Raw genomic sequence first — 10,754 nt, forward strand, 5'->3', positions numbered from 1 at the left:
CTCGTCGCGGTCACCGGGACACCGGTTCCTGGCCGATGTCACCGGTCAGATAGCGCTGCAGCGTCGGGCCCACCGCGGCGACCAGGTCGGCGGCGGACATCGAGGCCAGCGGTTCCACTCCGATGACCTTGCGGCCGACCAGCACGCCGATCATCTGCGAGGCGACCAGGCTGATCCGGGCGCGGCCGTCGTCCTGCGGGGTGGCGATCCGCCTGCGGACGCGTTCCAGCACGACCTCCAAGAGGAACGCCCTGGCCAGGGACGGATCGTGACTGCCGGCCAGGACGCTGCGCACCATCGCGACCACACCGGGACCGGCGGGCGAATCCCACACGGCGACCACCGTGCGAATAATGGTCTCGCCCAACCGGTCCAGCGGTGCGGCCTCGATGACGCGCAAGGTCGTCTCGGGATCCACCGGCAACTCCACCACCGCGGCGAAGAGCTGTTGCTTGGTGCCGAAGTAGTGATGCACCAGAGCGGGATCGACCCCGGCGTCGGTGGCGACCGCGCGCACGGAGGTCTTGTCGAAGCCGATATCCGCGAACCGGGCGCGGGCGGCCGCGAGGATGGCCTCGCGAGCGCCCGATTGCCCGGGTCTGCGGCCGGTGCGAGCGGGACGCTCGGCGCTGTTGCCTGCCGTCACGCGGTCCGCCGTCGTAGCGTGGCCGCGCCGAGGCACAGGGCCACGATCGCGAACCCGGCGACGATGGCCAGATCGCGCCACATCTGGCGGGTGACCTCCGGATGCGTCGACACCTGTTGCAGCGCGTCGACCGCGTAGCTCAACGGCATCACGTTGCTGATCACCTCCAGCCAGTCGGGCAGCTGGCCGCGGGGAACGAGCAAGCCACACAAGAAGATCTGCGGGGCTACCACGACCGGCATGAACTGTACGGCCTGGAATTCGGTGCGGGCGAACGCGCTCGCCAGCAGACCCAGCGCCACCCCGCACACCGCGTCGACCACGGCGATCAGCACCACCCACGCGGGACTGCCCGCCGAGCCCAGTCCGAGCAAACCGAACGAGACCAAGCAGGCGACGATCGCCTGCGCGGCGGCGGCCAGCGAGAACGCGGTGCCGTATCCGGCGAGCAGGTCGAGTTTCGTCAGCGGCGTGGACAGCAGCCGCTCCAACGTGCCCGAGGTGCGTTCCCGCTGCATGGCGATCGCGGTGATCAGGAACATCACGATGAACGGCAGGATGCCCAGCATGCTGATGCCGACCCGGTCGAACAGCGGCACCGGGTTCAGCGGGTTGGTCGGAGTGTCCTTGTAGATGAAATACAGCAGCGCCATCAGCAGGGCGGGGACGACCAGGATCATGGCGACGGTGCGGTGGTCGTTGCGCAGCTGCCGCAGGATGCGGCCGGTGGTCGCGGCGTAGGGGCGCAGCGTCGGCGTCCGCCTCGGCGCGGCTTCCGTGATGGCGGTCATGCGTTCTGTCCCATCGTGATAAGGGTGAGGAAGGCGGTTTCCAGGTTCTGCTCGCCGGTCCGCGCGCGCAGCTCGTCGGGGCTGAGCTGGGCCAGCAACTGCCCGTCGCGCATCAGCAGCAGCCGGTCGCAGTGCTCGGCCTCGTCCATGACATGGCTCGAGACCAGCAGCGTCGTCCCGTTCGCGGCCAGTTCGTGGAACTGCTTCCACAACTCGACGCGCAGCACGGGATCCAGGCCGACGGTCGGTTCGTCCAACACCAGCAGTTCGGGCTGGGCGACCAGCGCGCACGCGAGCGACGCCCGCGTCAACTGGCCGCCCGAGAGCTCGTCGCCGCGTTGCTGGGCGTGATCGGCGAGGCCGACGGCCGTGATCGCGTCGTCCACGTCGGCGCGATCGCGGCCGTAGAGCGCGGCGAAGTACGCGACGTTCTCCCGGACGCTGATGTCGTTGTAGATGCTCGGCGCCTGCGTGACATACCCGATCAGATGGCGCAGCGCCGGGGAGCCTGCCGGGTGGCCGAGCGCGGTGACCTCGCCCGATTCGATGATCTGGGTGCCGACGATGCTGCGCATCAGCGTCGTCTTGCCGCATCCGGACGGACCGAGCAGCCCGGTGATCGAGCCGCGCGGGATGGTCAGCGAGATGTCGTGCAGGACTTCGCGGCCGCCGCGGTGGACCCGCAGATCTCGTACCTCGACGGCGGGGGAGGGGCTGGCTTGCGACACGGTCGCCTCAATTCATCGAGTGTTGAATTCACTGTACGATGAATTTAGCGCGCTAGAGCTCGACCGGCAAGAGTGCTTTTCCGGAATCAGTGGCCGTGCCGCACCGGCGGTGTTCCCGCCGCCTGGCCCGGATCCACGACCACGAATTGGCCCATCATTCCGAGGTCCTCGTGCCAGAGCAGATGGCAGTGGTACATGTAGGGCGCGTCCGGATCGGCCGGGCCGTCGAAGCGCATCGCCAGCCGGACCGTGCTGTTCGGCGGCAGGAAGACGGTGTCCTTCGGTCCGGTCAGTGCCGCGGGCGGCGGCTCGTCGTCCACCGCGAGCACGCGGAATCGCACGTCGTGGATGTGGAAGTTGTGCGGCATGCCGTCGTTGTTGCGCACCACCCAGGTCTCCGCCGTGCCGCGCGTGACCGCGAAATCGATGCGGTCCATGGCCATCGGCCTGCCGTTGATCCCGGCGAGGTTCAGGTCGAAATGCCGTTCCAGTACCGAATCACCGCCGTCCGTGGTGGTGGGAGACGCCAGGACCGCGGGGAGTTCCGGCGCGGGCCGCAACGTGCTTGCCGCGCGTAGTTCGAGGATGTCGAAAGTGTCGTCGCCGCCGGCGAACCGCTGGGTCCAGAAATCCAGCCCGGCATCGAGTTTGCCGCCGCGTAGCACGGTGCGCTCGCCCGGCCGCATCCGCACCACGATCTCGGCCCGCTCGCCCGGTGACAGCCGAAGCCGGTCCACGGTGCTCGGTCTTTCGATCAGCCCGCTGTCGGTCGCGACGAGAGAGAACGGCCGCCCGTCGGCGAAGACGAAGCTGTAGATTCGCGCGGTCGAGGCGTTGAGCAGACGCAACCGGACGAGTTCGTCGCCGACGTCGCGGTACGGCGCGAGCGTGCCGTTGACCATCGTCCGATCGCCGAGAAACCCGACGTCGCGGAACATCGCGTGCGCGGAGTCGAACGTCGCGCCGTTGAACCGCACATCCTGGACGATCAACGGCAGATCGTTCACCCCGTAGTCGGAGGGGAGGGGCAAGGTGGTGGACACCTCGTCGTCGAGCAGGAACATACCCGCCAGTCCGCGGCGCACGTGCGCTTCGGTCGCACCGTGCGGATGGGGGTGATACCAGAGCGTCGCGGCGGGTTGATCGATGGTCCACTGCGGCGTCCACGCCGCGCCGGGAGCCACCATCTGGTGCGGCCCGCCATCCATTGCCGCGGGCAGGTGCATGCCGTGCCAGTGCACGGTGGAGGCCTCCGGCAACGTGTTGCGCACGGTGACCGCCACCCTTTCCCCGCGCCGCGCCCGCAGCGTCGGCCCGAGGTAGTCGCCGTTGAATCCCCACGTCTCCGTAGCCCGGCCGGGCTGGAATTCCCTTCGCCCGGCGCGCATGTCCAGTTCGAACGTGCGCGTTCCGTCGGCGCTCACCCGCGACGGCGCCAGCGGAGGAATGGCGAGTTCGTTCCGGAATTCCGTCTTCCCGGCCGTGGACACGTCCGCTCCGGCGTAGACCCAGGCGACGCCGCCGACCACGAGGACCGGCAACGCCGCGACGCAGACGAGAACGACGAGCAACCACCGCCGCTTGCGCGGCCGGAAATCCGAAAGCATGGACCGACAGTAGAAATGGCAAGTGCCCCAACACATCCGGGAGCATCCCTATTTCCACCCCGGTCCACCCCTGATGCCCGTGTCCGGACTTTCCGGGTGCGGGATGACTCACCGGCCGGAAGCGGCCGGCATATTGTGACCCAAAACACAGCCTGGGGTGTCACGTCCGGGTTCGGTCATTTGTCCCATGGTCGTCACCATCCGCCATTCCTGCCCCGGTGACCCGACCATTGGAGCACTGCCATGAACACCGAACATCGCATCGTCGTCCTCGGCGGCGGCTACACCGGCATGCTCGCCGCCGTGCGGCTGGCCCGGCGCACCCGTGCGCTCGACGTCCGGATCACGCTGGTCAACCCTTCGGCCCGATTCACCGAACGTTTGCGCATGCACCAGGTGGCCGCCGGTCAGCAACTCGCGGACCACCGGATTCCCGCGCTGCTGGAAGGCACCGGGGTCACCTTCGTCCAGGGCTGGGCCACGGCCATCGATCCGGTGCACCAAGAGGTGACCGTCGACGAGACGACTCGTCTTCCCTACGACGAATTGATCTACGCCCTGGGCAGCACCGCGGACACGACCATCGTGCCCGGCGCCGCAGACCATGCGTGGACCCTCGACAACCCCGCCACCGCACACCGTTTCGCCGAGCGCCTCACCGAGGTCGCGGCGCGCGGCGGCGCCGTCGCGGTCTGCGGCGGCGGCCTAACCGGCATCGAAGCGGCGGCCGAGATCGCCGAGAGTCATCCCGGCGCGCGCGTCACCCTGATCAGCACCGGCGAACTCGGGGCCATGATGGGGACGAACGCCCGCGCGTACGTGCATCGTGCGCTCGATCGCCTCGGCGTCACCCGCGAGACCGGCCGGGCCGTGGTGAAGGTGCTGCCCGACGCCGTCGAACTGGCCGGCGGCGAGTTGGTGCCCACCGACCTGACACTGTGGACGGCGGGTGTTCGCGTGTCACCGCTGGCCGCGCGGGCGGGCATCGAGACCGACGCGCACGGGCTGATCGTGGTCGACCCGACCCTGAGGTCGGTGTCGCATCCGGCCGTCCACGCCATCGGCGACGCCGCTGCGGTCCGTCAAGCGTGGGGGCAGATCCACGGCACCTGCCAGAGTGGGATGCCGACCGCCGCCTACACCGCCGACGTCATCGCGCGGCAACTGCGCGGTAAGCGCGTGCGGCCGTTCCGCTTCGGGTATTTCCACCAGCCGGTCAGCCTCGGTCGCAAGGACGCGGTCATCCAGTTCACCAAGGCCGACGACAGCCCGCGCCGCGGCTACCTGGCCGGACGCGCCGCGGTCTTCTATAAGGAGACCGTCAGCAGCAGCCCGATACCGACCTTCGCGCTGAGCAAGCGGATGACGGTGTCGGTCGCGCTGTCGAAAGGTGGCCGCGTCACCAGGAGAATCCAGCCATGACCGAACGGACACCCGAGCAGGACCCGTTTCTCGAACACCGGCGTCTGCTGTTCGCCACCGCGTACCGGATGCTGGGGACCGTCACCGATGCGGAGGACGTCCTGCAAGACGCCTGGCTGAAGTGGAACGACACCGATCGGTCGACGGTGCGGCAACCCAAGTCCTACCTCGTGCGCACGGTCACCAACCTGTCGCTCAACCGGCTCACCTCGGCCAAGGCCACCCGCGAGAACTACGTGGGCCCCTGGCTGCCCGAGCCGTTGCTCACCGCACCGAACATCGCCGAGGAGACCGACTTGGCCGACACCGTCTCCACGGCGATGCTGGTGGTTCTCGAAACGCTCAGTCCCGTCGAACGCGCGGTCTTCCTGCTGCGCGAGGTCTTCGGCTACACGCACGCCGAGATCGCCGAGACCCTGGACCAGCCGGAACCCGCGATCCGGCAGATCGCGCACCGCGCCAAGCAGCACGTGCAATCCCGCAGGCCGCGGTTCGACACCGATAAGGCGCAGCGCGACCATGTCACCGCCCGATTCATGGCCGCCTGCTCCGGCGGCGATCTCAACGCGCTGATGGATCTGCTCGCCCCGGACGTCACGTCGTGGTCGGACGGCGGCGGCGTGGTCACCGCGGCGCGCCGACCGTTGTACGGACCCGATCACGTGGCCCGCTGGATCCTCGGCGTGCTGGCCAAGCCGGTCGTGGCGGGCTTCGTGTTCGAATCCGCCTGCATCAACGGTGAACTCGGCGCGCTCGTATTCATCGGCGGCTCCCCGGTGGCCGCGTTCACCTACGACATCGTCGACGGACGAATCCAGAACCTCCGGTTCCAGGTCAACCCGTACAAGCTCAAGGGTCTTTCCATGGGCACCGACGCGCTCGGGTGATCTCCGGCCGTTCTAGGCTCCAGCCGTGACCAACCAGAGTGCCCTGTCCGCCGACGGCGGACAGGTACGGGCCTCGACGCTCGAGCTGTTCTTCGATCTCGTCTTCGTTCTCACCATCACCCAGCTGTCGCACGTCTACACCCACCATCCCGGCTGGCAGGCGCTCGCGCAGGTGGCACTGCTGTTCGGGGTGATCTGGTGGATGTATTCCGGCTACGTGTGGCTCACCAACGAGGTCGCGCCGAACAGTTCCGCCCGGCGGACCTGGCTGCTGGTCGGCATGTTCGCCTTCTTCGTCCTCGCATTGGCGATCCCGGACGCGTTCCACGGCACCGGCATCGCCTTCGGGTTCGGATACGTCCTGGTCACCGCCGTGCACACCGCGCTGTTCGCCTCGGCGGGGGGCACGTCGGCGACCACCGCGATCCGCCGGATCGCCCCGCTCAACGCCCTGGCCGCGGCGCTCGTGCTGGCGGGTGGGTTCGTGCACGACTGGGCGCAGTACGCCTGCTGGATACTGGCTTTCGCGGTGCAGGTGATCAGCCCCTATCTGGTCGATACGGGGGACTTCGTGGTCCGAGCCAGTCATTTCTGCGAGCGGCACGGGCTGGTCGTGATCGTCGCGATCGGCGAATCTCTCGTCGCCATCGGGGCCGGGCTGGCCGGAGAGCGGATCACGCCGGAGTTGATCGCCACCGTCGGCCTCGGCCTCTGCCTGGCCTACGTCCTGTGGTGGGCGTACTTCGGCGTCGATGACGAGCGCGGCGAGCACGCGCTGGCCGCGGTGCCGGACCGGGAACGGTCCCGGCCGGCCGTACTGGCCTACGGCTACGCCCTCTACCCACTGCTGATCGGCGTCATCGTGGCCGCGGCGGGCATCCAGATGAGCATCGCCCGCGGCGGCGTGGCGAGCCCGGTCGCCGTGGCCGCCGCGCTCTCCGGCGGCGTCGCGCTGTACTTCCTCGGCCAGTTCTTCTTCCGCCTGGCACTGCGGTTGCCGCGTCCCTGGGCGCGCCTGCTCGCGGCGCTCGCGGTGGCGGCCACCGCCCCGATCGGCATCTATTGGGTCTCCTGGGCGCAATTGGCCGCGATCGTGATCGTGGGGTACGCCGCCGTGATCGCCGACGACTTGCTCACACTGCGGTCCGGCGAGCACAGCGCGTACATCTGAATGCGCCCACGGCCTGGTCCGGTCGACCGGGTCAACGATTTCCGCTGGTCGTCGCGGGTCCGGTCGGTCCGTGCGCATCGGCGCTCACGCCACATGGCCCGCCGTCGCGTCCTCGTCGCGATCGTTCGCGCCGAGCCGGTACGCGTGCCGAGCGGCTCCGCTGACCCGCCTCCGTTGTCGCCGTCGAGGACAATGGCGGCTGTGTGTGCCCAACCTGTCGAGGAACTTGCCGTCGAACCTCCCGCCGCCGCCCGCCGTCTGCTCGGGGCCACCTTGTGGTCGGGCCCGGTCGGTGTCCGGATCGTCGAAGTCGAGGCCTACGGGGGAGACCCGGCCGGGCCGTGGCCGGATCCGGCATCGCATTCCGGTCGCGGCCGGACCAAGCGCAACGGCGTCATGTTCGGCCCCGCCGGTGTGCTGTACGTCTACCTCAGCTACGGCATGCACACCTGCATCAACGTGACGAGCGGACCGGACGGCATCGCCAGCGCCGCGCTCATCCGCTCCGGCGAGGTCGTCGCGGGACTGGAGACGGCGCGCGCGCGACGTCCCGGCGCCGGATCCGATCTCGACTTGGCCCGTGGCCCGGGCAATCTCGGCGGTGCGCTGGGAATCACTCTGAGCGACTACGGAACTCCGCTGCTCGATCCGTCGTCGCCGATCCGGCTGGAACTGGACAGCCCCGTCGACGCCGCCGAGATCGCGAGTGGCCCAAGGGTCGGCGTCAGTAGCGCGGCGGACGTGCCGTGGCGTTTCTGGCTTCCGGGTTCGCGGGCGGTGTCGGTGTACCGGCGCAGTCCACGCGCTCCCTTGCCCGCCGCGCAGTCGGTCTGACAGCTCGTCGAGACTTTCGCCGCGGCGCGATGAGTTTTCGCGAAGGTTCCCGTCCTATCAGGTGAACGCGCCACCAACCCGGCGCCACCGACCCGGAGGACAGAACCATGACCGCCATCGCCACCACCGGTACCGTCGCCGTAGCCCGCCCCGGCAAGGTGCTCAACCGCACCCTGTGGACCCTGCAGATCCTGCTCGGCCTGTTCCTGATCATCGCCTCGGGCCTGCCGAAACTGGTGGGTCAGTCCGACGCGGTGCGGATCTTCCACGAGATCGGGTTCGGCGACTGGTTCCGGTACCTCACCGGCCTGGTCGAGGTCGCGGGCGGAGCAGGCTTGCTGGTGCCGCGGCTGAGCGGTCTGGCCGCGTCCGGTCTTTCGGTCACCATGGTGCTGGCGGCCGCCACTCAGGCATTCCTCTTGGGCGCTCCCACGCTGGCTCCGTTCCCGATGGTGCTGGCCGTCGCGTTCGCCTGGATCGCCTACCAGCGCCGCGACGGCATCGCCGCGGTCCGGGAAATGCTGCCGCGCTGAGTGCACACGTAGCGGACGGTCGATGGACTCCGGTCCACCGACCGTCGAGGCGCGTTACGGGGTAATACGTCGCGGTGGAGCCTCGGCCATCTACCACGAACTCTCGCGCAAGTGCGGCGAGCGCCGCGAAGCGGTCCGATGCGGCACGGAGCCTCGCACCTGTGCTCGTTCACCGAACGCGGCGAGACCGGACGGCGATCCGTCTCCGCGAACGGGTCGGACGGACACCTCGACTGCTCGCATGCGAATCATTCGACCGACACCGTCCCGCGCCCGAGACCGAGGTGCACACGTGGTCCCGAACCTCGTGCGGAAAGATAGGACATCGTGAGCGGCGACATCATCGACGAACTGACCTGGCGCGGTCTGATCGCGCAGTCCACCGACCTGGATGCCTTGCGTGCGGCGGCGGCCGCCGGGCCGCTGACCCTCTACGCCGGCTTCGATCCCACCGCGGCCAGCCTGCACGCGGGCCATCTGGTGCCGTTGCTCGCGCTGAAACGTTTCCAGCGCGCCGGACATCGACCCATCGTGCTGGCCGGTGGGGCCACCGGGCTGATCGGTGACCCGCGCGACGTCGGCGAGCGGACCATGAACTCCACCGACACCGTCGCGAGCTGGGCCGAGCGGATCCGCTCCCAGCTGGAGCGTTTCGTCGACCTGGACGACTCGCCGACCGGAGCGGTCATCGCCGACAACATGGACTGGACCGGGCCGCTGTCCGCCGTCGACTTCCTGCGCGATATCGGCAAGCACTTCTCGGTGAACGTCATGTTGGCGCGCGACACCATCAAGCGACGACTTGACGGCGAGGGCATCTCCTACACCGAGTTCAGCTACATGCTCCTGCAGGCCAACGACTACCTGCAGCTGCGTCGCAACTACGGCTGCACGTTGCAGGTCGGCGGCTCCGACCAGTGGGGCAACATCATCGCGGGCGTCGAACTCAACCGACGGGTCGACGGCGCGGCCGTGCACGCTTTGACCGTTCCGCTGGTGACCTCCGCGGACGGCAAGAAGTTCGGCAAGTCCACCGGCGGCGGCAGCCTGTGGCTCGATCCCGAGATGACCAGCCCGTACGCCTGGTACCAGTACTTCGTGAACACGGCGGACGCCGACGTGGTGCGCTACCTGCGCTGGTTCACCTTCCTGTCTCGCGAGGAACTCGACGAACTCGAGCGTGCGACCGCCGAGCGCCCGCACGCCAGGGAAGCCCAGCGCAGGCTGGCCGCCGAGATGACCACCCTGGTCCATGGCGAGGCCCACACCCATGCGGTGCAACTGGCCAGCCAGGCGCTGTTCGGCCGAGGTGAACTGCGTGAGCTCGACGAGGCGACGCTCGGCGCGGCCCTGCGCGAAGCCGCCGTCGACGGTGAGGTCGCGCAGATCAAGGCGGGTGAACCGAACACCATCGTGGATCTGCTCGTCGCGACCGGCCTGTGCGAGAGCCGCGGCGCCGCCAGGCGTGCGGTGAACGAGGGCGGCGCCGCCGTGAACAACGCGAAGATCTCCGACATCGAGTGGACGCCTGCCGAGGCCGACTACCTGCACGGACGCTGGCTCGTGCTGCGGCGCGGCAAGAAGAACCTGGCGGGGGTGCTTCGGGCAGGTGCATGACGATCGCGGTGGCTTGAATCACATCCGTGTGATTCAAGCCGCCGATCACTCCGATCGCGCACCGTTGACCTGGGGAAACGCCAAGTTTTTCAGGCGATTTGACGTAGCGTTATCCGCCGCGTAACTTAGTCCAAGTCAGAGCGACACGGACTCCGACCCGGAGCCGAGCGCGGCGGAAACGCCGAGCGGGACCGGGAAACGAGGTAGTACGAGGAGCGCCTGTCAGCCCAGTATGACGCAGATCGGCCGATGGTCTTGACATCGGTTGGTTGCTTGGTTAGGCTGGGAAAGTTGCCTCACGGAAGGTCCGGTCGAGACTGGCCCGGATGTGTGTGCGTGTGTTCTTTGAGAACTCAATAGTGTGTCGATGAATGTCAGTGCCAATTATTTTTGGTTTCGGCTCTTCATACCCCCGTGTGGAGGGTCGGATATTTTTTGTCAGCTAATTTTCCGGCTGGCGATTGTTTTGCTGGGTTTTCGGACTCTAGTTTAGATATTTCTGATTCACCCTTTTGGGG

Annotated in this window: 10 protein-coding genes; 6 read left to right on the top strand and 4 right to left on the bottom strand. The window is 68.2% G+C overall.

The features are described from left to right. Positions 1-10: 10 nt before the first annotated feature. The 4 genes from ACWEO7_RS10570 to ACWEO7_RS10585 form a co-directional block, all read right to left on the bottom strand. Complete coding sequence (locus tag ACWEO7_RS10570; RefSeq protein WP_452422513.1) at positions 11-646, bottom strand: TetR/AcrR family transcriptional regulator; 636 nt, start codon at positions 644-646, stop codon at positions 11-13. After that, positions 643-1,437, bottom strand: coding sequence for an ABC transporter permease (locus tag ACWEO7_RS10575; protein ID WP_452422515.1), 795 nt, complete (start codon positions 1,435-1,437; stop codon positions 643-645). The genes ACWEO7_RS10570 and ACWEO7_RS10575 overlap by 4 nt, the downstream gene beginning before the upstream one ends. Then, entirely contained in the window at positions 1,434-2,165 is a 732-nt protein-coding gene (locus ACWEO7_RS10580) for an ABC transporter ATP-binding protein (RefSeq protein WP_452422517.1), read from the bottom strand. Before ACWEO7_RS10580 ends, ACWEO7_RS10575 begins: the two co-directional genes overlap by 4 nt. Before the next feature lie 86 nt (positions 2,166-2,251). Then, complete coding sequence (locus tag ACWEO7_RS10585; protein ID WP_452422519.1) at positions 2,252-3,772, bottom strand: multicopper oxidase family protein; 1,521 nt, start codon at positions 3,770-3,772, stop codon at positions 2,252-2,254. 243 nt (positions 3,773-4,015) lie between these two features. Between ACWEO7_RS10585 and ACWEO7_RS10590 the strand changes: the two genes are divergently transcribed. The 6 genes from ACWEO7_RS10590 (at position 4,016) to tyrS (ending at position 10,236) form a co-directional block, all read left to right on the top strand. After that, a complete protein-coding gene (locus ACWEO7_RS10590; protein ID WP_452422521.1) occupies positions 4,016-5,194 on the top strand; it encodes an NAD(P)/FAD-dependent oxidoreductase in 1,179 nt (392 codons plus the stop codon). After that, positions 5,191-6,081, top strand: coding sequence for an RNA polymerase sigma-70 factor (locus tag ACWEO7_RS10595; protein ID WP_452422523.1), 891 nt, complete (start codon positions 5,191-5,193; stop codon positions 6,079-6,081). The genes ACWEO7_RS10590 and ACWEO7_RS10595 overlap by 4 nt, the downstream gene beginning before the upstream one ends. A 25-nt stretch (positions 6,082-6,106) precedes the next feature. Continuing rightward, positions 6,107-7,252: a low temperature requirement protein A gene (locus ACWEO7_RS10600; RefSeq protein ID WP_452422525.1), complete on the top strand. Its 1,146-nt coding sequence runs from the start codon at positions 6,107-6,109 to the stop codon at positions 7,250-7,252. A 192-nt stretch (positions 7,253-7,444) separates the two neighbouring features. Continuing rightward, positions 7,445-8,086 carry a DNA-3-methyladenine glycosylase gene (locus ACWEO7_RS10605; protein WP_452422526.1) on the top strand — a complete coding sequence of 214 codons (642 nt, stop codon included), beginning with the start codon at positions 7,445-7,447 and terminating at the stop codon, positions 8,084-8,086. Between the two features lie 107 nt (positions 8,087-8,193). Further along, positions 8,194-8,619 (top strand): DoxX family protein, encoded by a 426-nt coding sequence (locus ACWEO7_RS10610; protein WP_452422528.1) that lies wholly within the window; start codon positions 8,194-8,196, stop codon positions 8,617-8,619. Positions 8,620-8,946: 327 nt separating this feature from the next. Next, on the top strand, positions 8,947-10,236 hold the full coding sequence (tyrS, locus tag ACWEO7_RS10615) for a tyrosine--tRNA ligase (RefSeq protein ID WP_452422530.1): 1,290 nt from the start codon (positions 8,947-8,949) through the stop codon (positions 10,234-10,236). Positions 10,237-10,754 lie beyond the last annotated feature (518 nt).

The sequence above is a fragment of the Nocardia sp. NPDC004260 genome (assembly GCF_053603155.1).

Coding starts and splice junctions, on each gene's coding strand:
- ACWEO7_RS10590 (WP_452422521.1), top strand. CDS start 4,016: ATGAACACCGAACATCGCATCGTCGTCCTCGGCGGCGGCTACACCGGC.
- ACWEO7_RS10595 (WP_452422523.1), top strand. CDS start 5,191: ATGACCGAACGGACACCCGAGCAGGACCCGTTTCTCGAACACCGGCGT.
- ACWEO7_RS10605 (WP_452422526.1), top strand. CDS start 7,445: ATGGCGGCTGTGTGTGCCCAACCTGTCGAGGAACTTGCCGTCGAACCT.
- ACWEO7_RS10585 (WP_452422519.1), bottom strand. CDS start 3,772: ATGCTTTCGGATTTCCGGCCGCGCAAGCGGCGGTGGTTGCTCGTCGTT.
- ACWEO7_RS10610 (WP_452422528.1), top strand. CDS start 8,194: ATGACCGCCATCGCCACCACCGGTACCGTCGCCGTAGCCCGCCCCGGC.
- ACWEO7_RS10575 (WP_452422515.1), bottom strand. CDS start 1,437: ATGACCGCCATCACGGAAGCCGCGCCGAGGCGGACGCCGACGCTGCGC.